Origin of the sequence: Paenibacillus amylolyticus, from assembly GCF_051136285.1 — a bacterium.
GTDB lineage: Bacteria > Bacillota > Bacilli > Paenibacillales > Paenibacillaceae > Paenibacillus > Paenibacillus amylolyticus_F.
Window position 1 is genome coordinate 6,175,441 of sequence record NZ_CP194938.1, and the last position, 23,080, is coordinate 6,198,520.

A 23,080-nucleotide genomic window follows, 5' to 3' on the forward strand; every position below is an offset into this window, starting at 1 on the left:
GGCTAAATTAGCGAATCCCTTGATGGAACCAACAGCATAGAACATCATAAGCGAGTATAAAAGGAGGACTTTTTCACATGTTCCAGAGTTTAGCTTTGGCCTATTGGTTTTTGATCGCCTGCATTGCACTTGTGATTGTAGGCGTCATCGTTCTGTTTGCCATGAAAATGTCCCACAACGGCAAACGACGAAAAACCGCTTTGTATGAAATGAAGCAACGGGACTATTTCACGTATTTGCAGACCGCATTGACGGAGAACAGTCCACTTAAGCTGCCGCCAGGAAAGCTGGCGCCGCTAGAACGCCGGGTTATTCAGGACAAGCTGATTGAATGGATTGAACAGTTCAAGGGAGAGTATCGTGACAAGCTGATCGAATTGTGCCGCGAGGCCGGGTTTGTCGAACACGATCTGAAAGAGCTGAGCCGCCTGCGTTACGGACGTCAGATTGATGCAGCATATCGTCTGGGAGGCATGCGCTGTCCCGAAGCAGTTCCAGGTTTAATGGAACTGCTCAAGGATGAGAAGCCGGGTCCGATGGCCATCATGATTGGACGTTCGATTGCGAGATGCACAACCCGGCATGGCGAGCTGAAAGACATGCTTGCACTGCTTTTGACCAAAGGAAAATCGATTCATCATCTGGCCGCGGATATTTTGCTGGAAGCTAACCTGGATACAAGCCGCATTCTCCTTGAGCTGCTGGAGGATCGCAACCCTGATTTTGTCAAAGTCGGACTTGTGGCCATGTGGGGACAAGCGGTGCCAGAAGTAATGCCTGCACTGCACAGACTCGTTGGAGCAGAGCATCAGGATGTACGTGCCGAAGCGGTGAAGCTGTATCTCAGTGCAAGTCCGGCGCTCAAGGATGAGACGATTCTGAAGCTGATTCAGGATTCGGACCCGGAAGTCCGCGCGGAAGTGGTACAGGCGCTTGGCTCGAAGCATGCTTCAGGCAGCATTCCGTTGCTTCGCAAGGCACTTCGTGATGAAGACTGGAGAGTCCGCTACAACAGTGCGGAAAGCTTGAGTAAGCTGGGTGAACCGGGATTCGAAGCATTGTGTCAGGTAGCTGTGCAAGGAACAGGTGCGGAGCGCGAGATTGCGATGCAACAGATTGAGAGCATGATGCAGCAATCCGTAACCGACCCGAAAGCGGTAGAACAGATGATTGCACATAACAAACAAAGACTGTTGTACGAACGTTATTTTGGCTCTGTACGCGGTGAGAACCGTACACCTAAAAAACGTGCAGGCGTTGCAACAGTAGGAGGGGATTACACTGCTTAGAGATCTATTGCTCATCTATGGTATGGTCGCCATCTATTATGTGGTGTTTGTTAATACGCTTTATTTTTCCATACTGGCCTTATCATTCCGTAATATCTGGACGATCTTCCGGAGGTCACACTACTCGAAGTACAATACGTTATCCGGCTCGGAACTGGTACCTTCGGTGTCCTTGCTGGTGCCAGCGTACAACGAAGAACTGACGATTATTGAAAATGTAAACTGCCTGATGACACTGAACTATCCAACGTATGAAGTCATTGTAGTGAATGATGGCTCCAGCGATTCCACCTTAAAGGTGCTGTTAGAGGAATACCGACTGAAACTGGTACCGAATACGCAGATTCGCGGGAAAATTGCCTGTAAGACCATTCGTGGTATCTATCATAACCCGGACTTCCCGGATCTGTATGTGATCGATAAGGAAAATGGCGGTAAGGCCGATTCCCTCAACGCAGGGATCAACTTGTCCCATTATCCGCTAATCTCTTCCATCGATGCCGATTCACTTCTGGAGAAGGACGCCCTGATCCGCATGGCACGCATGTATATGGAGAATCCGGAAGAAACCGTGGCGATCGGCGGGGATGTCCGCATTGCCAATGGTTGCAAAATCGAAAACGGGGCAGTACAGGACGTATCCTTGCCACGTAAGATTTGGCCAATGTTCCAATCTATCGAGTATTTGAAAGCTTTCCTCGGCGGACGAATTGGCTGGAGTCATATGAACGGTCTGATCATCGTCTCCGGTGCATTCGGTATGTTTCGTAAGGATGCAGTTATTGCTGTAGGCGGATACCGCGATGGGTATCCGGGTGAGGACATGAACATCATTATCAAGCTTCACCGCTATATGCTGGAAAATAAACTGAAATACCGCGTCGCCTTCTGTCCTGAGGCCGTTTGCTGGACACAGGCGCCGGATTCTTACCGCATTCTGTCCAGCCAGCGCAAACGCTGGGGCCGCGGGAATTTGAAAAACATGCTGGAGAATCGCGGTATGTTGTTCAACCCGAAATACAAGGTGATGGGTATGATTACCATGCCATATAACGTTATTTTTGAAGCATTGAATCCGTACTTCCGAATTACCGGACTTTTGGCTCTGGCAGGATATGTGCTTCTGGACATGACTCAATGGCCAGTTCTCGTTCTGTTTGGATTGCTGAACTTCGTGAGTGGATATCTGCTGAGTGTAGGGGCTTTGATTCTGGAGGAGATTGCTTTCAAACGGTACAACAAGCTCTCCGATCTGGTCAAAATGCTTGTCTACTCCGCTCTGAAATTTGTGGGGTATCATCAACTCGGTGTGCTGTGGAGATTGCAGGGACACATTCAGTTTTTGCAAAACAACAATTCATGGGGCACGATGACACGTCAAAGCTGGTCTGAGGAATCCAAGGACGCCAGCAAGGCGGCTTAATAGTAACAACATTATAGAAGGGTGGAAAAGAACATGCCAAATACGGCGACATTGCAGCGTGAGGCTGCCGTTAATGTATACCGCAACGTAGAACAGGGATTGAAGGAAACGGGTGCCGAAGCTTGTGGTTTAATGTTCATTCACTGTGCAGGGCAGGTTCAGCCGGAGCAGCAGGTCAGGACACATCTGGAGCAAGCGGGATATCCGTCATTCCAGGTGTGGGAGGATAGTCATACACAGGCAATGGCCGTGCTTCTTCCAGGGCTTTCGCTGGATGAGGTTCACTATGAAGGACTTCGCATCAAGCAGGAGCTGCAGGAGAGTCTTCCTGGTGCTGATCCGCAGATCACGCTGGCCAGTTTCCCGCCGGGGGAGCGCCCTTCGAAGGCAACAATTCAGCATATGGCCGAATCTTCGAAGCTTGTGGATTCATCGGAGATTCATATCTACACATTGGAGAATACTGCGGATGATCCGGAACGGATTTTGATCGTGGATAACGATCCGACGGTTCGTGAATTTTTGCAGCTGCGTCTGAAAATGCAAGGATATGAAACCTATGAAGCGGTGGATGGACTTGCTGCACTAGACCTGATCGAAAAAGTAACACCTGACTTGGTGCTGACCGAGCTGAATCTGTATGGCATCGATGGGCTTCCATTCATTCACCATATCCAGAAGCTGGAGATGGAGCAACCGCCGAAAATCGTCGTATTGACTGAACAGCGGGTGGAACAGACGATCAGCCAGTGTTTCCGCAGCGGGGTAGACGATTATATGACGAAGCCGTTCTCTCCTGTGGAGCTGGACGCCCGGATCAGACGCTGCCTGCACTAGAAGATGATCAGAATTAGAGTCACAAGGAGTACAGTTACAACTACATCTATATGATCTGAACTATTTTTTTACACTTTAACATCAAATATATTGCGCGGAGGGAATATCATGGAGAATCAACAATTTCACACTTTACTGAACGCGATCGAAAATAAAGAAGCGGTACTGGGCGTTGTCGGCCTCGGTTACGTTGGCCTTCCCCTTGCGGTGGAGATGGTCAACCAAGGATTTACCGTCATTGGTATCGATCTGGATGCTTCCAAAGTCGACAGCATCTACAATGGAGATTCCTATATTCACGATATTTCGTCCGACGAATTGAAAAAAGTAATGCAAAGCGGCCGTTTCCAGCCCACCACGGACTACAGCATGCTGCGTGTCATTGATGCACTGAGTATCTGCGTACCGACGCCGCTCAGCGAAAACCAGGACCCGGATACCTCTTACATCGAGACGGTTGTAGATCAGATTAAGCTGCATATGAAACCAGGCATGCTGATCACACTGGAAAGCACGACGTATCCAGGTACAACGGAAGAACTGATCCAGCAAGAACTGGACAAGATCGGACATGAGGCAGGCAAAGACTATTTCCTTTGCTTCTCGCCTGAACGAGTAGACCCGTCTAACGGCCGTTTCACCACATATAATACACCGAAAGTGATTGGCGGTACTACCGAAGCCTGCTTGAAGCTGGGCACAGCGCTGTACAGCAAATATGTAGAGACTGTAGTTCCGGTATCTTCACCTAAAGTAGCGGAAATGTCCAAACTGCTGGAAAACACATTCCGCAGTGTCAACATTGCCTTCGTGAATGAAATGGCGATGATGTGTGACCGCATGGGTATCGATATTTGGGAGGTTATTGACGCGGCTGCAACAAAACCGTTTGGCTTCATGCCATTCTATCCAGGTCCAGGCATTGGCGGACACTGCATCCCGCTCGACCCGATGTATCTGTCATGGAAGGCCAAAGGATTCCGTTTTTATAGTAAATTCATTGAACTGGCGCAATCCACTAATGACAATATGCCGTACTATGTACTGAATAAAACGTCAACGATCCTGAATGAATACGCGAAGTCTGTTCGCAAATCGAACATTCTGCTGCTCGGCATGTCATACAAACCGAATATTGCCGATCTGCGTGAATCACCAGGACTGGAAGTATATGAGCTGTTCAAGGAAAGTGGCGCAAACGTTAACTATTATGACCCGCATGCAGAATCATTTAAAGACAAACATGGCGAAACCGTGCACAGCGAGGCCTTTAATCTGGAGCAGTTCAAAACGTATGATTGCATCGTGCTGATCACCAACCACAGCGACTTGCCTTATTATGATATTGCGGAACTGGGTGTACCTATTCTGGATACACGTAATGCATTCCGTACGTACAATCATTCACACATTTACAAGATCGGTCACTCGGTACAGCATCCCGTGCTGGAGCAAAGTGAAGCGGTTCTCGTCTGAGACAACTTATGAGAAGACAGGGCATGTTGGCAGGTAAGGCTAAGTGGGCTATTGTGGCTGTGGTGTTCTGCCTGCTGCTACTGCCCTGGTTGTTTAAATGGTTTTCTCACGAGGAACACAAGGCAACCTGGCTGTGGGATACGTCCATCATTACGAAGCAGACACCTGAGATTATCGCGTTCTCCAAGGAACAGGGCGTGGATACCATTTTCCTGCAAATCCAGGATGAGGTACCTGATACAGCTTATCGCAAGTTCATTGCGGCTGCGACCAATGCCGAGATCAAAGTGCATGCCCTTAACGGTCATGCGGACTGGGCTTACCGGGAAAAGCGGGCAGAGGGACTTGCTTTCATTGAACGGGTTCGGGCATACAATGCATCATCTGCCAAGAATGAACGCTTTGAAGGCATTCAACTCGACGTCGAGCCGTACCAGCTAAAACGCTGGAAGAACGAGGAGAGCAGTGTCATTACCGAGTGGCAGAACAATATGGAGGTCTGGACGGAAGCCGGCAAGGCTGCAGACCTGCATATGAGTGCAGCGATTCCATTCTGGCTCGATGCCCGTCAATCGGCGGGAGGCAAAGAAACATTAAGTCGCTGGGTTATTTCCCGTTTTGATGCGGTGGCGATTATGGCTTATCGGGATAGCGGACAGCAGATGTATGATTTGTCCAAGGAAGAGCTGGCCGAAGCCGATGATTTGGGCAAGAAGGTCTGGATTGGTGCAGAACTCGCGGATACACACGAGGGGGATCATCTGACCTTTTTCCGCAAACCACTTAGCAATATGGATGAAGAGATGCAGAAGGTGTTCAAGCTGGGCGCTCCGCATTCATCGTTTGCAGGTGTGGCTGTGCATCATTATGAGGCCTGGTATGCGAAGCAAAACGGCATTCCGCTTGCCCGCAAGACCGGGGAATCGAAAGAGGAGTCGCCCGGGAAGACTGATTGAGCAGACGCACAGATGAGAAGTATATAATAGATTGTGAGAAATCATAAAATGATGAAAGCTTTCTCTCCTGAGTGCGAGGAGTTAAATCTCGCACTCAGGAGTTTTTTTACCTATAACAATTAATATGTTATTAATGACATTTCGAATTATACTGGTTACAAACATACCCAAAAAGGTTGATTCGGACTACTTCAATCTCTAAGAGTCTAGTCCAATCAGGTCAGTCTAATATTCTTGTAACTAAATCGAAGATAGATTGTATGGCTAAGGTTTGCGTTTTAAGTATCGTCCAATATCTATCCACTGGATTAGAATGGAATAGGACATAGGTCAAAAGAGGGGATTTAAGTTCTCTGTAAAAGTGTTAATCAAGACTTGAGCCCTGTATTGAATGATTGAAAAGATGTATTACGATTATTTTATTTATGGTTTATTGAAACTAAATAGGCTAGTGCAGAAACAACTACATATGCCGAACAACAAAGTGTTGAATCTCGAGCTTCAGATTTCAAAAGTAATAATACAGTTATTACAGAACAAAAAGATGAATCAGTAGGGATATTTACAATACCAGATGAGTATTATCCAGGAACATCAACTCCTATTCGTGTTGGGGATGTACTAGTAACCAACAGCACCAGTTCAAAAGGTTTGACAGGGCACGCTGGCATTGTAACGGATGCTGGGGGAAGTGTTGTATCAATCAGTGGTTACCGCAAGCCACTAGAGAAAATCTCAATTTCTGAATGGAAAAGTAGGAACCAAAACACAAAAATTATGCGTTACACAAGTTCAGGTGTAGCTAGCAAAGCTGGTGCATGGGCTGCTTCCTATTATACAAATTATAGAAATGTGGTAGAATACGGATTGATAAACACAATTGGATCTTACGAGAAAGAAACGTATTGCTCTAAAATAGCTTGGGATGCTTATTATTTTGGTGGGGGAGTATCCATTGATGGACATGGGCCATTTTGGAGTGGTATTTACGGGCCATATCATTTTTTGAATGAAAAAGGCTTCACATTGGCGGGTTCTTGGGGAAGTAATTTCTAATACTTTAAATGTTACTTGTATTCACATTAAAGCTCCCTTTTTTGGGGGCTTTAATGTGAATTGTTTCTAGTTTCACTCTTATGATGCGGAGGGATTTAAATGACCAAAAAAGTGAAAATCAGTTTACTTTCTATACTTGCGATTGTTGTAATTCTATCAGGATGGGGCTACTTCAGTTTATTTGGTAATCCGATCAAAATGAATGATGCTGAAGAGAAAGTGAGGGCCTACTTAATTCAACAAAAAGGGTATACACCTGAGGAAATTATAGATACAACGGGGAACTATTCCTTTACAAGCTCAGAGGCTCCTTACGGTGCTTCCGTAACATTCGCTGATGATCCTAATAATAAGTATCATTACATCATTTTCAAGGACGGGCACATTGAGCAGTACAGTTATTCGGGCGATAATCCTAAACATCTGGAGTCTCCGATTAGATAAAAGGGGTCTCCCTTTGTCTATTATTTGCCGATTCGGCAAGGTGTTACCTAAGTAGCGCTGTTTAATTGTAATTATAATGGAACTACTTACTCACTTGTATCGTTTTCGTCTGCGAGTCATAAGAAACGTTAATGTCGTAGATTGAAACGATATCCTTTAAGGGAAAATAAATGCGGTTTTGAATCAAAAGAACGGAGTTATTCATTTGAAATGACTCATCATTGTGCTGGAATGTATCACTTCCAACCTTGAACTGTAATTCTGGGGTAGGAATTGCAAAGTCTTCATTGAGAACTCTGAACGTTTTAGTTTCCGATTGGAAAGATAATGCTTTGGAATTGATCTGGAACGGAAGGCAGCTCACGAATCCGTCAAGATCAACGTAGGTGTGACCCTGGATGATCAGACCTGTAAATGATTTTTCATCCAACACATTGGATTTGATGTTCACAGTTGAGCCGGAAGTGGGGGAAGAAGCAGCGTTTACGGAGGAACCAAAACTAGCTATGGCCAAAGTTAGCACAGTCACCACTAAAAACTTGGAAAGACGCATGATTAATCACTCCTTTGATATATTCATTAGAATTAACGTAACAACGGGTACATAAGTTACATAGGTTGGAAATAAGTTTTAGGAAGTGCAAGATGAGATTTTTTCGTAATTTAACTTGTGATCTATGAAAAAAACATTTCGACTCGTCAGAGACAGCAGATACTGATTCTAGCTCATCTAACATAGAAAACCTGAATAAGGCAAATCCCGATCACTCGCATAGTGAAGGGGCTTGCCTTATTCAGGTTATTTTTGCGCTTGAGAATAGGAAAGTGTTCCGTTAGCGCGCCGGTTCTCTTAACCAACTAAACTCATCAATCTACTGATCCGTTGTCGTTGTGCGATAACGGTTGGGAGGTAGACCGACTTGCTTTTTAAAAGCTTTGGAGAACGAAAATAAGTCCGGGTAACCCACGGAATGAGCCACCTCCGTTAAACTCAGCGTGGTCTGTACCAGCAGGAGCTTGGCTTGTTTCATTTTGAGCTGCTGAATATATTGCACTGGGGACAAGCCGTAGGCTTTGCGAAACTGTTTGGTAAAGTGGGTGCGATCCACCCCTGCATGGGCGGACACACCTTCCACCGAGATACCGCCTGCAAAATGAAGTTCAATGTACTCTTTACCTTTCTGAAGCCAAGGGGTGGCTACATCCGGTTGCAACTCTTTGGTAGCCGGAGAATGCGCAATGCGGTCGAAAAGGCTGAGAAACCGGATCAGTCGCCCCAAATCACTGGCACTGTCCTGCGTTTTGCGAACATCCTCCATGAATGACCTCATACTGCTAGCTGTCTCGGGCGTGAGTACACCTGAACGATAAGGGTTGTCAGGACTCAATCCGATTCGCGAGAGCAGTTCGGCGGCATATGCTCCGTCAAAGGCGATGAATATTTTTTGCAATGGTTGCTCGGGAGCTGTCCAATACTCATGTGTCACATGCGGAAACAGACAGAAGGCATCTCTGGCTCGCAGAGGATACTGCTGTCCGTTCTGAATGAAAGTGCCCTCACCCTCCAGTACAAATAACAAATAATGATAAGGCGTAGTCCGAGGGCCAATATGATAGTTGCTTTTGGCCAGATTACGGCCAATGCGGATAGGCCAGGCACCGCCGGCTTTCTCGAATTCAGACGGAGTGAAGAATAGAATATCCAAAAACTCGTGGTGGTCCTCCTTCATGCGCTCAAGCTCGGTCACCAGGAACACCTCTTTATTATATAAGTATCGTCGATATCTTCTAAAAGATTCATTTATAACCTATTATACAGGTGTGTTTTGTGTAAATTCAAGAAGGCTTTCATCTTTGCTTCATAAATGACCACAAAATGACAAAAATAAATTACCGCGAAATGACATTGATCACAGACGAATCAATTGATATGATGTCCATACCTATTAAACCAAGTTAATTAATCGGTATTTGTGATTATATCTTCTTACAAATGTAAAGAAATAAAGCGATTTTTGAAAGATATAAAGTGAACAAGCACGACGTAGCGCAGGGGACGAAATCGATTCTGAAGAAGCGAAGCGTCCGCCTTTATCATTGGATGTTTACCTTTGAAATAGGGAATCAAAAAAATCCAAGGATAACAGCGGTTGAAAGAACGATTCGGAACCGGAGCGTCTAATGTGCTCGAACGTGACTTGATTTTCAACATGAGACTTTATTTATCCATAGAAGGGAATGACGATGGTGAGCGAACAAGAAGACATGAAGTTTGGATGGTTTTTACCAACGGCTGGAGATGGGAAGTATGTAGGTGTAGCGCCGGAACGTGAGCCAAGTCTGGATTATCTGGTACAGGTGGCACAGACGGCGGAGACGGCCGGATTCGAATTTGTACTCATTCCGACAGGGGGAGCCTGTCTGGACGCGTGGGTGGTCGGCTCGGCAGTAATGAGTCACACCAAGACATTGCGTCCCCTTGTAGCGATTCGCCCAGGTCTGGTTACACCGGTACTCGCGGCTCGTATGGGTGCAGCACTGGATCAGCTCTCTGGCGGTCGCGCCATGATTAACGTGGTTACAGGCAGTTCGGTTCGAGATCTGGAAGAACTGGGTGATCCGCTGGCACATGCGCATGATGAACGGTATGTTCGCGCAAGCGAGTATATGGAAGTCATGAAGCGTTCGTGGACACAATCGACGGGACTGAATCTGACAGAGTTCGCCGGAAGTGGTGCACAATCAGGTGCAGACGCATCCAGTGATCCGAATCCTGAATTCAACGGCCAATATTACAACTTCAACGGCCCGGTAGGTATGCCGGAGACGGTACAGAATCCGTATCCACCGTTCTATCTTGGAGGAAGTTCTCCGATTGCCAAGCGAGTAGCCGTTGAACATGCGGATACGTTCCTGATGTGGGGCGAGCCGCATGACTGGATTCAGGAGCAGATCGAAGAGATCGAGGTCATTCGAGAGCAGGTAAAAGAGGAGACAGGCCAAGATCGTCAGCTCCGTTACGGTATGCGTGCTCAGGTGCTCATTCGGGACACGGAAGAAGAGGCATGGGCAGCAGCATGGGAGATCATCAGTAAAGTATCGCCGGAAGCGATAGAAAAGGCCAAAGCAGCTTTTGCCGAGACGGATGCCACCAACCAGCGCAGACAGAATGAATTGCGAGAACTGTCCGAAAAACAGCAGTTTGTCGTTGGGCCGAACCTCTGGACAGGTTTATCGGTGGTACGCTCCGGCGGAGCCATCCTCATCGTGGGTACAGCGGAGCAGGTGGCAGAGCGTTTGATGGAATACGGAGAGCTGGGCGTAACGACATTCATTCTGTCCGGTTATCCTCATCTGGAAGAAGCTGAAATCTTCGGCAAGACGGTGATGCCCATCATCCGTGAGAAATGGAAAACAAGACAGAAGCATTCTATTACTGCCAACTTAGGAGGTCGTCTTTCATGAAAAAAAATAAAAAAATGATTCTGCCGCTTGTCAGTATGCTGCTGATGTCCATCCTGCTGTCCGCTTGCGGCGGTGGAGATAAGGCGGCGTCCGGAGAGAACGGCTCCTCCGGTTCAGGCAAAGTGACCATTAGCTTCGTGCACTGGCGTGGCGAAGATTCCGAAGCATTCAACAAGACGATTGATGCGTTTGAAAAAGAAAATCCGAACATCCATGTGGAGATGCAGACGCTCCCTTCGGATCAATATCAATCCACAGTGCAATCCAAAATCAGCGACGGCTCCACGGGTGATGTGTTTGCGTCCTTCCCTGGTGCTCAGTTCCAAGCGTTCACCAAAGCCGGACTATTCACGGATCTGACGGGATCATCGTTCCTGTCGGCTTATAATCCGAAACTGATTGAAGCCGGACAGCATGATGGCAAGCAATATGCGATTCCGTACCAACTTGTATATAACGATCCAATCTATAACGTCAAACTGTTTGAAAAGTACGGCCTCACCCCACCCAAGGATTGGGAAGGGTTCCTGGCCCTGTGCCAGAAGCTGAAAGACAATGGCATCATTCCGATTGCCTTTGCCGGAGCGGACATTGGCCCGGGCCAATTCATGAATACGATGGTGATGAATAATGCGCCGAGTGACGACATTTTTACCAAAGTTGAAGCAGGCGAAGCTAAACTGACAGATGAGTTCTGGGTAAAAACATTGACGCAAATTAAGGAACTGAACGATAAAGGATACTTCCAGCAAGATGCACTGGGTACGAAAGACCCGGCAGCAGGTGCACTGTTTATTCAGGAAAAAGCAGCAATGCTTGCAAGTGGATCGTATCAACTTGCTCAGAACAAACAGCAAAACCCGAATCTGGAGCAAAAGTTGCTCGCACCGATCACGGTAAGTGCCGATCAGGCGAAATATGAAGGGGTGCACACCACCACGTTCATGCTTGCGGTAAACAGCAAGTCGAAACACCCGGAAGAAGCGAAGAAATTCCTTGAATTCCTGAGCAAACCGGATGTAGCTAGCGCGTACGCTAACCAGACAGGACAGAATGTAACGGTGAACGACGTGAAGTATGATACACCAGAGCTTCAGGTTGCGGGAGAATGGGCGAACAAAAAGACCGTGTTCCAGCCACGGTTCACCATCCTGAACGGAGATAACCAGAAGGCGGTTACCAATTCCATTCAAGCCGTGCTAAGCGGTACTTCGCCAGAAGAAGCAGCACAGCAGGCACAAGCGATCATTGATCAGCATATCGGGAAATAAACGATGAAAAACCGTATTCAGCTATCCCTGTTTCTGTTACCCGGATTGCTGCTGTACGTTGGATTGTTCGTATTTCCTACATTGACGGGGCTGTTCTACTCCTTTACGGATTGGGACGGGGTATCCCCGTCGTATGCATTTGTAGGGCTGGATAATTACAAGGACAGTCTCAGCAGCATCGTATTTCGCAAAGCCTTCGGCAATAACGTGGAGTTTATGTTCACGGTTGTGATTGCACAAACCTTTATTTCGCTCGTTCTGGCCCTGCTTCTGGTACGCAACACCAAGACACGAGTCGTGCTTCGGGCGTTGTATTTCCTGCCGGCGATTCTGTCGTCGGTATCGGTCGGTCTGATCTGGGCCTTCATGTATGATCCATCCATTGGACTGATTAATTACGGATTAAACGAGGCGGGCATGAGCAGCATCGCTCGTAACTGGATCGGTGATCCGAAGATTGCGATCTTCTCGATTGCAGCGGTGCAGGTCTGGGCTCATGCAGGACAGATGATGATTGTGTTCATCGCAGGTCTGCAAGGGATTCCGGCAGAACTGTACGAAGCGGCTCGCATGGACGGCGGCAGCAAATGGCAGGTATTCCGTACCGTGACCTGGCCGCTGCTGGCTCCTTCGGCTACGATTGTGGTGGCCTATACGACCATCCAGTCGTTCAAGGCGTTTGATCTCATTTTCACCATGACGGACGGAGGCCCGAACTACGCCACTGAAATTTTGACCACATATATTTATCATACGGCCTTTGGCAGCTATTCGTTCGGTCTGGCTTCTGCCGGTTCCATGATCTTCCTGGTGCTGCTCGCGCTGCTTACGCTTTTGCAGTTCAAAGCGCTGCGTGCTGACCGGGTAAACTATTAATCTACGGACGAATTTTAATTTTAGATATCGGATGAACTTGAAGTGCTGAGGAAGGAGGGAGTTTAGTGATTTTAAAATGGTTCAATCGGCTGATCCTGTTCGTGTACGCGTTGCTGATCCTTGTGCCGCTGTATTTTGTATTTGTATCTTCGTTCAAAACAAGCAGCAACTTCTTCACCAGTCCATTCAGCTGGCCGGAGCCGTTTACGTGGGACAATGTGACCGGTTTATTCCGTAATCAGCCGATGTGGCAATACTTCGGGAACAGTATGATTGTAACGCTGGGCACAGTAGCGATTGAGCTGTTGCTCAGCAGCATGATTGCTTATGCGATTGTCCGCTGGGGCGGCAGCGTAGGTAAAATCGTGTTTGCACTGTTTGTAACAGGTTTGATCGTACCTTCCCAGGTCAGCATGTTGCCGATCTATTCCCTTACACGTACGCTGGGGTGGTCGGACAGCCTGACGGGTCTGATTATCGTATCCGCCGCCATGTTGATGCCCGTCTCTGTGTTCATGCTGACGGGCTTCATGCGTATGCTGAATTCAGAAATTTTGGAAGCGGGTAGTATGGATGGGGCCAATGAATGGAGACTTTTCACCCGGATTGCACTGCCACTGGCTGCACCTTCGCTGGCGGCAACCGCAACGTTCTTGCTGGTGATGGTTTGGAATGACTTGCTCATTCCGATGCTTATGCTTACCAGCAAGTCCAAGCTGACCTTGCCACTTGCCCTGATGCAATTCCGCGGCGAGTACGTGACGAATTATCCGATGATGCTCACCGGTGTTCTCGTCACAGCAATCCCGATGATTGTGCTATTCCTGTTGCTGCAGCGTTATTTTGTCGCAGGTCTTACCGCAGGTTCACTCAAAGGATGAGTGGGGAGAAGACAACTGAAGGATCGTTCGCAAAACCGAGTTCGTTTTATATTCGTTGTAAATTAGCGTGACGTTGTATTTTACATTGATTTCTGGTTCATTCTGCATAATAATGGTTTAGTGTCAGAATGACTACATAGAGATCAAGGGAGCTATTAATCTGATGAGCAAACTGGAAGTGTTGCGGAATCCCAAGCAGCGTAAGCTGCTGTTCAGTGCCGGCATGAGTTGGCTGTTTGATGCGATGGAGGTTGGCATGATCTCCTTTATCGTGGCTGCACTTGCGAAGGAATGGAGCCTTAGCCCCGGACAAGTCGGTGTGCTGACGAGTATCAACTCCATAGGCATGGCGCTTGGTGCCTTGCTTGCAGGTGCACTCGCAGACCGTTTCGGACGAAAAGCGATTCTGATGTGGACGTTGCTGATCTTCACGATTGCAAGCGGTCTATCTGCACTGGCGACTGGTTTTGCCGTGTTGTGTGCACTGCGCCTCGTTGCAGGGATCGGTCTTGGCGGCGAATTGCCCGTAGCATCTACGCTAGTGTCGGAATCGATGCCTACAGCAGAACGTGGACGCGCGGTTGTTTTATTGGAAAGTTTCTGGGCAGGGGGCTGGATTGTATCAGCGCTGATTGCCAATTTTGTCATTCCAGAGTATGGATGGAGAATTGCATTTGCGATTGGTGCGCTACCAGCATTCTACGCACTGTATCTGCGCCGTGCCATTCAAGATCCACCGCGTTACAAGAATCACACGAAGTTGCATAAAATCACGTTTCGCGAGAAGGTTGCCACGGTCTGGTCTGCTCCACATCGCCGCACGACATTGATGCTGTGGATTCTATGGTTCACCGTTATATTCTCGTATTACGGCATGTTCTTGTGGTTGCCATCTGTTGTGATGGCGAAAGGTTTTACGTTGGTCAAAAGTTTCCAATACGTGCTGATCATGACGATCGCACAGCTACCGGGTTATTTTACTGCTGCGTACTTCATTGAACGTTATGGCCGGAAGTTCGTACTTGTCGTGTACCTTACCTTGACTGCGTTCAGTGCGATTGCCTTTGGATTGGCAACGACGGAAGCAACCATTTTAGCCGCAGGAATCTGTCTGTCGTTCTTCAATTTGGGTGCCTGGGGTGGATTGTACGCCTACAGTCCGGAATTGTATCCGACTTCCGTGCGTTCCACAGGTGTTGGACTGGCTACATCGGTAGGCCGAATCGGCGGCGTACTTGCACCATTAATGGTGGGGATGTTAGTTCAGAAGGCAGTTCCCATCAGCTTGATTTTCACCATTTTCTTCGTAACCATCCTTATTGGAGCAGCTGCTGTGCTGTTCTGGGGTCGGGAAACGAAAGGGCAGGAACTCGCCGAATAATCGTTACAAAATTTTAGCGCAACTTTTATACGGGTCTGCCTGCCTACGGAAAAGGGGGTTGGACAAGCGATACAAGGTTGATATAAGAAGAGGTGTGACCCTGATACGACCATGGGCTCATGCCTCTTTTTGATATGTGCAGGACTCATTTTTTCATGCTCCATCGGTCCGATAGACTGAACATTTTGAATATCCTATAATGACACTCGGGATGTCCAAATGTGAGGATTCAGAAAATTGGAGGTTTAAGGAAATGATGGATAAAAATACAAAGAGTGAAATGCATATGACGAGTGAACAGCATAGCGTGTACGAAATGGTGAGAGTTGATGAAGAGTCAGGGATGAATATCATATATGGGTATTCTGATCCGAATGATTTGCGTACAAGCCTCGACATGATGGAGCCTATCACCGTGAGTCGTAAAGTCACCCATCGCAGGGGTAGAAAGAATGGTAAAAGAGCAGGTCGGGTCAGCATGCTTCTTGGCGCCTGTGCAGTGACGCTTGGACTTACCGTTGCTGCCCCTTCAGCAGGGGCACAAAAGCTGGAGCAGGGCATTCGCAGTGAACATGTGGTGCAACTGCAAGAGCAATTGAGTGACCTAGGATATTTTGATGCTGGTGTGACAGGTTATTATGGTTCGATTACTCAGAACGCCGTTCGTGAATTCCAGCAAGCGCAGGGATTAAGTGCCGATGGTGTAGCAGGGCCTGCGACGCTGAACAGACTGAACCAAAAGGTCAAAGCCGAAGGAGAAACACTGCGTCAACTGGCGAAGCTGATCCATGGGGAAGCGCGCGGGGAATCTTTTGAAGGACAGGTCGCTGTGGGGGCCGTTGTCTTAAATCGGGTGCAATCGGGAGAATTCCCGTCATCCATCTCCGAAGTCATCTTTCAAAAAGGTCAGTTCACCGCTGTCGACGATGGTCAGTTTAATCTGAAGCCAACCGCGACATCCATTAAGGCTGCACGCCAGGCGCTCAATGGCGCTGATCCAACACATGGTGCACTGTTTTATTACAATCCGAAGATTGCCACGTCGGAGTGGAGCAAGAGCAGACCGACACTACTGACCATTGGGCAGCATGATTTTACGAGATAAGTGTAAGTTGAGATATGTAATGTAACACTGCTAAAAATAATAGTAATGATGAACCCCGGCTGTGCGCTGCTGAATGCAGATGTGCTACCGGGGTTTATTTATATTTAGGCTATGCGGGACATATATATAAGTGGTATTGGAAATCCATGAAACCAAATATAAATTTACAAAGTATATATAAAGAAGGGTATAATTAGTTGTTAATTATAAATTTGTGCTTTGGTTTACATCCATAGAAGGGAGGACGAATATGCCATTTATTGGGGGGGTCATTATAATCTTTATCCTAGCATTTATTCTATGGTCATTAATGTTCCCGCTATTCAATAAAATAGGTAGTAGAATTCTGAAGAAATACAATAAATTCAAACAAGAGGAGAATGATGATGAAAAATTCAAAGACATTTAGGGTAGGAGCGATCGCGGTTGCCTTGGTTATTATCTTGGGAGTCGTACTGATGACCTTCTTTTTAACACGAATTCCGAATGGATATGTCGGGGTTGTCTATTCACCCAATGGAGGGGTAAAAGATAGTACACTGAGTCAAGGGTGGAAGCTCGTTGGAGCGTTTGATAAAGTAACGAAATATCCGATCCGAATTCAAACGGTTGAATACAGAGATATTCAGATTGCTACCTCTGATGGAAAGAACATCACCATCGATTTTGCTTATAACTATCAAGTCGAACCAAGTAAGGTATCTTCTATCTTTAATACATTTGGGCCAATTAGCATTCAAGAAATTGAGGATACATATCTCAAAACACGTTTCCGTGACGCAGCCCGTAAAGGGATTTCCAAGTTTACAGTCATTGATGTTTATGGCGAAAAGTCATCTGAAGCAGGTGTAGACGTGCAACAACGTTTCTCTGATGATGTTAAGGAGTTAGGTTTTATTGTATCTAACGTTACTGTAGGTGTTCCTCAACCTGATGCCAAGACTCAGGAAGCCATCGATAAGCGTGTCGAAGCGTCTCAAGAACTGGAACGTAAAACGACTGAGCTTGAGATCGCCAAGAAAGAAGCAGATCGCAAGCGCGTGGAAGCGCAAGGTAATGCAGACAAACTGTTGATCGAAGCAGAAGGTCAGGCTAAAGCCAATAAAGAGCTGCAACAATCCTTATCCAGTCAACTCGTTGAATATGAAACCATCAAGAAATGGGATGGAGCTCTTCCATATGTAAGTGGATCAAATACACCAATGATTCAATTGCCGACGACCAAAACAGAGCAAAATAGCGGCGCGGGTAGCGTGTCTCCCTAATTAGCGGTTTGAAATGCACACCTTACTTTTCAACTATTGAAGGTGTTGAATTCTAATGAACAAGTCGGTCCAATATGGGGCGGACTTGTTCATTTTTGGGTCTTTTCATAGGTGCCATGTGGATTTAGTGAAGCTGACATTGGATTTACCTATCCGATCCTGTACAATGAATAACGACAAAACAACGGTAGATTAAGGATGGATTAGAACGATGAGGATTATTATATCACCGGCCAAAAAGATGAAGGTTGATACCGATCTGATGGCTAGCGCCGCGATACCGCAATTTATAAATGAATCAGAACAGTTATTAAGTCTGCTTCAAACCTTATCCTATGACGAGCTCAAAGCGCTCTGGAAATGTAACGATGCTATCGCCGAACAGAATGTGCAGCGGATTGAGAACATGAATGTGAAGACAAATCTGACGCCAGCTATCTATTCGTATGAGGGTATTCAGTATCAATATATGGCGCCAGGTGTTTTTCAACATGAGGAACTGGCGTATCTGGAGCAGCATGTACGCATATTATCCGGTTTTTATGGCATGTTGCGGCCTTTGGATGGGGTTACCCCTTATCGGTTGGAGATGCAAGGCAAGCTGCAAGGCCCAGGGTTCAAATCACTCTATCAATTCTGGGGCAGCAAGCTGGCAGATCAGCTTCAAGCGGAAAGTAACTGCATTCTCAATCTGGCTTCCAAAGAGTATAGCAAGAACATCACCCCTTTTCTAAAAGAGGAGACCCGCTTTATCACATGTGTATTCGGACAGATGGTTGGCGGGAAGTTGGTTGAAAAGGCAACCCGCGCCAAAATGGCTAGAGGTGAGATGGTACGATACATGGCAGAGCGTAAGATTACCGATGTGCAGGATATTAAGGGGTTCGATCGGTTAGAGTTTGTTTTCTCGGAAGAGAAGTCGGATGAGAGTACTTATGTGTTTATCTATTCAGAGGAAAAGTAGTAGTGAAGCTAATTTAATATGTAGAGAGTAACAATCTGTTTTATTCCATCAAAGAGTCGCCATTTGGCGGCTTTTTTTATTTTTCACACCCTCAAAAGGAAAAAAGTCCCTATAATTGAGGACTATTTTACTATTACCTAAATTAAGGGAAATGACGATACTTATAATTCGACCATCTTTATCTCTTTTAAGGGATGAACTGGAAGATGAAAATAAAGGAGGAAAAGAAACTTCATGAATTTGCGAAAAGGCTTTATTATTTTTCTGGCTTTATGGTTGGCCATTGGAACCATGCTTCCGACTAGCGGTTATGCACTTTCAGATCCATCAGCTTCAATAATAACGTCCGAAAGCACAGGTGATGATCCTAACCGTTCTGCGGAGGATGCTGTGCTGTTAGAACAGGGGGATGTAGAGGGTTGGGACCCAGATTTCTATGAAGAACCTGAAGATGTAAATGAAGATGAAGAAAATATGAAAGAGGAAGACCCATTTACGGTGACGGATGATACATATGGAGAGCCAGTGTTCACTACCCAAGCAGCAGCGTTGGCGAACGAAACATTAGTCATGAATCCGGGAGAATCATACACATTCACCAATACCGGGAGTGCTTTGAGGACTCTAATTACTAATGCAGGAGCCTCAAGGGGAAGTGCATACGATTATGCAGTTTATAAATCCGATGGAAGCATAGCGAGTGATAACTTGAATTCTGCCGGGAACCTGAATGTAGGTGCAGGATATACTGCTGTACTAACATCAAGCGGTGAGAACCCTTTTACCGTTACGATGCGACCGGAATTTTCCTATAGTGTGTCTGCTAATCCTGCGCTGCACCGAGTCATCTTATATAAAGGGGAAAATTACCGCTTCTTCAATGAAGGATCACAGGCAAGAGTTTTAAATGCTGACACTTCTACAGCTCAGGACAAGAAGATAGACTACGCTGTTTACAAAGAAGATGGTAGTCTTGTAAGTTCAAATTTCCAAACTACAGGCAAGCCTTCAGTTGCTGGAGGAAACGAAGTTATTATTACAGGTGCAGGTTCACAGCCTGTTAGTGTTGGTTTTCCCTATGAAGTATACACGGGTGACTGGAGTGACGAGCCGGCGTATACGCGAGTAACGTTGAATCAAGGAGAGAGTTATCAATTTACGAATATTAGTTCTAAATCGGATGCGCTTCAGAGCAACGGAACCAGTAAAGATAAACATGATTATGTCGTTTATCTTCCTGATGGTACAGAAAGTACGTCCGGAACGAATTCATCCATAAAACCGACGATCGCTGCGGGCAGAACAGCTGTGGTGACATTGGTAACATCATCACCTGTGACATACGGTGTGCCATACAGAACTTTCGATGTTCAGAGAGCTGGTGGAGATGCGATAACAAGAGTGACTGTATATCCAGGTGAATCTGTTATTTTCCGGAATAATGGATCATTAGCCAACCCGGTTAAAAACAATGCGAGCAGCGCCAACGGAGCTGTTTTTGATTACACACTGTATACCTCGGAAAATATTGTGCATTCTGACGGTTTTAACAAAAATGTCAATCCGATTATTCGATCCCAAGGTTATGCCATTGTATCCGTGGCAGGGCAAGTTCCGATTGAATTCAGTTACACCGATGATTTTTCCTTTGAATATAGCATGGAACCTTCCCATCACCGTGTAACCTTGAATCAAGGAGAGAGTGTGACTTTCTGGAACAATGGTAAAAGTCAAGAATATCTCGACAGTGATGCTTCATCTAATAACAAATCTCGTTTATTCGACTATGTAACTTATTACCCCGATGGTACGGAGCGTAGCACCAGAAAATCAACCTCAACAGCTCCGGTTGTTTTTTATGGGAATAAAGCCGTAGTTACCGGTGTATCCGCACAACCTGTTACAATGGGTGCCATTTATACGATTTTTGATATAGAGGATCGGCCTAATGAAGCCTTGAGTAAGATTACGGTTGAACCGGGACAATCGGTGAAATTCCATAACGGAGGTTCACTTAGTAATCCGATCCGTAGTAATGCGAAGTCGGTAGGATCTCTGTATGACGTGGTTGTGTATAAATCAGATGGCAAAGTATACAGTGACAAATTCAATAACAATGGTAGTCTCGCTAATATTCCATCTGGCGGTGAAGCTATTGTTACCGTCGTAGGGAGTCAACCCGTATTATTCGAATATACAGATGATTTTTCTGTAGTAGATAGCCAGGAACCAGCATTTCTGCGTGTAACGCTGAACAAAGGTGAGAGCTATGCTTTCACCAACTTAACCTCAGATACTAAAAGGATTAGAAATGATGCATCTAGTAGTGAGCAGCGGGTGTTTGATTATGTTGTGTACAACGCTGATGGGATGGAATCCAATCGTAGAATAGCTACTACAATTGAACCGTTGATCTTGGGCGGTAAGGAAGTTGTAGTTACTACCACTTCAGATCAACCTGTGACATACGGTGGCATGTATCGAGTCTTCAATGGACAGGAAAATGGATCTAGTGAAGCTGAGGTTATTGGGACTGAGGATGCTAATGAAAATCTCATAAAACATGTTAATAGTGAAAATTTAGAGATACCTGAAGACGGGAATCAGAATCAAATTTTAGAAACAAATTATCTCTTTACATTTGATGAAGTGAGTGAAGTGACAAATGTAGTAGAAGTGGGAAAGGGTATAGAAAATATAGAGACAGCCAGATCTATGGCAAGAATTAAGGGGGGGCAATCAGGAACTGTACTTGTGAATTTAATTCAAATCCCTATTGAGGGTAATTCTCAAGTAGAAGTTCGCTCAAAAATCATAGCAATCACAGGTAAAAAACCAAATAAAATTATCTTTGACTTTAACTTGTTTAGAGGAAATTCGAGGGGCAGTGGAACGTTCTCAAAGGGAGTTACTATTCAGTTGAAGGGTCTCTTAGGTGTAAAGGTTGGTAAAGAGGTTTCTTATACCTTTAAAATCTCAAAAACAGGATTTTACTTCACTGAACTTAAACTAAACGTGTATGATTTTTTTGGTCGAAAGTATAACAAATTGTCGAATGTTGCTCAAACAAGGCAAACTTTACTGAACATAAAGGCAATGATTTATCCATATTACAAAGATCCTGTCTCACAGAAAGTTATGACAGAACCATCGACCACAACGTGGGCAAAAACCCCCTCCATTGAATGGGACTCAAGTACGGATAGAGCAAACTATATCAAAAAATATAGTGAGCTTTATCCGAGGAACGGATATAATTGGTCGGGGGCAGAAATAAATATTCATCATATTAGGCCGCGTGAGTTCGGTGGAACAAACGAATTTAGTAACTTGATTCCTATCCCTACTAATTTTCATGTTTACGTTGTAAATGCTTGGTGGAGGGACTATATAGTCCGTTTTTAGTGGATAATAAGAGACACGAATACACTACAAAACATCTGAGATGAACTGCAATTTGGTAACTAGATGTTAAATACAGCAATGAAATAACAATTAACAGTATTATGTTCTAAAATACAAGTCATAAGCGGATGCGAGAAATCAAGTATCCGCTTATGCATATGAGGGAGAGTGGTTATATTGTCGTTAGTCCAAAATACATTGAACGGCCTGAAGAGAAAGTTAGAATTGTCTGGTGGTTATCTGTACTTACAAGATCGAGAAGGTAATGTAGGACGATACAGTTGTACATTTGGTCAACCAGTAGGTGATGGCGAAATCGATCGGTTTGAAGCATCTACAGGACAGAAAATTCCGTTGGATTATCTTGATTTTCTGAAATACTCTAATGGCTGTAGTTTATTTAATCATGAGATCTATGGAGGAGAAAAAAAGCTCTTTCCACTAGATCAAGTAGAGTACTTGTATACTAACGTAAACAGTCGCAGGGGTTATTTGGAAATAGCTTATATATCGGATGATACTGTAATGATAGACTGTAACGCTTACTCTAACGGGGAGAAAAACTATATGTTTGCAGGAAACAGCACTTCATCATTTGAAGATTTCAAGAGTTTAGGCTGTAACTTTGAGACATGGTTATACCGTTTTATAAGTACAAATGGCACCAAGTATTGGGTGTGGTGAAAATGAGGGTAGCACGAAACGCACCAAAAAATCAACGTCGAATGCTTTTAATGTAGACATCTGATGCTGAAAAAATCACTCTTCCATTTCTAAATTGAGATAAGCGATTCTGAATCGGAGTCAAAGAGGACCATATATCTTTAGAAAGGGAGTGAACAAACGTTATGGATGTCAAGATGTTACCTGATCGAGTAGAAGCAGGAATGTTATTGTGATTATTCAAAATTGTCCTGAAAGAGTTGTATATTTCTAATCCTTATCATGACTTAGAAAGGTTTAAATAAGTTGAAGGTCATAAGTTT

General features: G+C 45.5%; 19 protein-coding genes. 17 read left to right on the forward strand and 2 right to left on the reverse strand.

Annotated features, from left to right (window positions below; genetic code table 11):
* The first annotated feature begins 77 nt into the window (after positions 1-77).
* From ACR8BL_RS26985 to ACR8BL_RS27015, 7 genes are all read left to right on the forward strand, one after another.
* A complete protein-coding gene (locus tag ACR8BL_RS26985) occupies positions 78-1,289 on the forward strand; it encodes a HEAT repeat domain-containing protein (protein WP_434750380.1) in 1,212 nt (403 codons plus the stop codon).
* A 22-nt stretch (positions 1,290-1,311) separates the two neighbouring features.
* Positions 1,312-2,712, forward strand: coding sequence for a glycosyltransferase family 2 protein (locus ACR8BL_RS26990; RefSeq protein ID WP_434753266.1), 1,401 nt, complete (start codon positions 1,312-1,314; stop codon positions 2,710-2,712).
* Positions 2,713-2,745: 33 nt separating this feature from the next.
* Complete coding sequence (locus ACR8BL_RS26995; RefSeq protein ID WP_434750381.1) at positions 2,746-3,549, forward strand: response regulator transcription factor; 804 nt, start codon at positions 2,746-2,748, stop codon at positions 3,547-3,549.
* A gap of 108 nt (positions 3,550-3,657) precedes the next feature.
* A complete protein-coding gene (locus ACR8BL_RS27000) occupies positions 3,658-5,025 on the forward strand; it encodes a nucleotide sugar dehydrogenase (protein ID WP_434750382.1) in 1,368 nt (455 codons plus the stop codon).
* 8 nt (positions 5,026-5,033) lie between these two features.
* A complete protein-coding gene (locus tag ACR8BL_RS27005; protein WP_434750383.1) occupies positions 5,034-5,981 on the forward strand; it encodes a hypothetical protein in 948 nt (315 codons plus the stop codon).
* A 651-nt stretch (positions 5,982-6,632) separates the two neighbouring features.
* Positions 6,633-7,037 carry a hypothetical protein gene (locus tag ACR8BL_RS27010; protein ID WP_434750384.1) on the forward strand — a complete coding sequence of 135 codons (405 nt, stop codon included), beginning with the start codon at positions 6,633-6,635 and terminating at the stop codon, positions 7,035-7,037.
* A gap of 99 nt (positions 7,038-7,136) precedes the next feature.
* On the forward strand, positions 7,137-7,481 hold the full coding sequence (locus ACR8BL_RS27015; RefSeq protein ID WP_434750385.1) for a DUF3139 domain-containing protein: 345 nt from the start codon (positions 7,137-7,139) through the stop codon (positions 7,479-7,481).
* 82 nt (positions 7,482-7,563) lie between these two features.
* On the opposite strand, the gene ACR8BL_RS27020 is transcribed toward ACR8BL_RS27015, so the two are convergent.
* Together ACR8BL_RS27020 and ACR8BL_RS27025 are read right to left on the reverse strand one after the other, a co-directional pair.
* Positions 7,564-8,034: a stalk domain-containing protein gene (locus ACR8BL_RS27020; protein ID WP_434750386.1), complete on the reverse strand. Its 471-nt coding sequence runs from the start codon at positions 8,032-8,034 to the stop codon at positions 7,564-7,566.
* Between the two features lie 319 nt (positions 8,035-8,353).
* The gene (locus ACR8BL_RS27025) at positions 8,354-9,229 is read right to left on the reverse strand and encodes an AraC family transcriptional regulator (RefSeq protein ID WP_434750387.1); all 876 of its coding nucleotides are present in this window, start codon (positions 9,227-9,229) and stop codon (positions 8,354-8,356) included.
* Positions 9,230-9,725: 496 nt separating this feature from the next.
* Here ACR8BL_RS27025 and ACR8BL_RS27030 point away from each other — a divergent pair, with 496 nt between their 5' ends.
* The 10 genes from ACR8BL_RS27030 to ACR8BL_RS27075 all read left to right on the forward strand — a co-directional run bounded on the left by ACR8BL_RS27030 (position 9,726) and on the right by ACR8BL_RS27075 (position 22,778).
* Positions 9,726-10,946 (forward strand): LLM class flavin-dependent oxidoreductase, encoded by a 1,221-nt coding sequence (locus ACR8BL_RS27030; RefSeq protein WP_434750388.1) that lies wholly within the window; start codon positions 9,726-9,728, stop codon positions 10,944-10,946.
* Entirely contained in the window at positions 10,943-12,217 is a 1,275-nt protein-coding gene (locus ACR8BL_RS27035; RefSeq protein ID WP_434750389.1) for an ABC transporter substrate-binding protein, read from the forward strand. The genes ACR8BL_RS27030 and ACR8BL_RS27035 overlap by 4 nt, the downstream gene beginning before the upstream one ends.
* 3 nt (positions 12,218-12,220) lie before the next feature.
* Positions 12,221-13,093, forward strand: a complete 873-nt coding sequence (locus tag ACR8BL_RS27040; RefSeq protein WP_434750390.1) for a carbohydrate ABC transporter permease — start codon at positions 12,221-12,223, stop codon at positions 13,091-13,093.
* A 65-nt stretch (positions 13,094-13,158) separates the two neighbouring features.
* On the forward strand, positions 13,159-13,974 hold the full coding sequence (locus ACR8BL_RS27045; protein ID WP_434750391.1) for a carbohydrate ABC transporter permease: 816 nt from the start codon (positions 13,159-13,161) through the stop codon (positions 13,972-13,974).
* A 163-nt stretch (positions 13,975-14,137) separates the two neighbouring features.
* Entirely contained in the window at positions 14,138-15,355 is a 1,218-nt protein-coding gene (locus tag ACR8BL_RS27050; protein ID WP_434750392.1) for an MFS transporter, read from the forward strand.
* A gap of 478 nt (positions 15,356-15,833) precedes the next feature.
* On the forward strand, positions 15,834-16,460 hold the full coding sequence (locus tag ACR8BL_RS27055; protein WP_434753267.1) for a cell wall hydrolase: 627 nt from the start codon (positions 15,834-15,836) through the stop codon (positions 16,458-16,460).
* A 386-nt stretch (positions 16,461-16,846) separates the two neighbouring features.
* Complete coding sequence (locus tag ACR8BL_RS27060) at positions 16,847-17,725, forward strand: SPFH domain-containing protein (protein WP_434750393.1); 879 nt, start codon at positions 16,847-16,849, stop codon at positions 17,723-17,725.
* 211 nt (positions 17,726-17,936) lie between these two features.
* Complete coding sequence (gene yaaA, locus ACR8BL_RS27065; RefSeq protein ID WP_434750394.1) at positions 17,937-18,689, forward strand: peroxide stress protein YaaA; 753 nt, start codon at positions 17,937-17,939, stop codon at positions 18,687-18,689.
* 234 nt (positions 18,690-18,923) lie between these two features.
* Positions 18,924-22,094, forward strand: coding sequence for an HNH endonuclease signature motif containing protein (locus ACR8BL_RS27070; RefSeq protein ID WP_434758291.1), 3,171 nt, complete (start codon positions 18,924-18,926; stop codon positions 22,092-22,094).
* A gap of 177 nt (positions 22,095-22,271) precedes the next feature.
* On the forward strand, positions 22,272-22,778 hold the full coding sequence (locus tag ACR8BL_RS27075) for an SMI1/KNR4 family protein (RefSeq protein ID WP_434750397.1): 507 nt from the start codon (positions 22,272-22,274) through the stop codon (positions 22,776-22,778).
* Positions 22,779-23,080 lie beyond the last annotated feature (302 nt).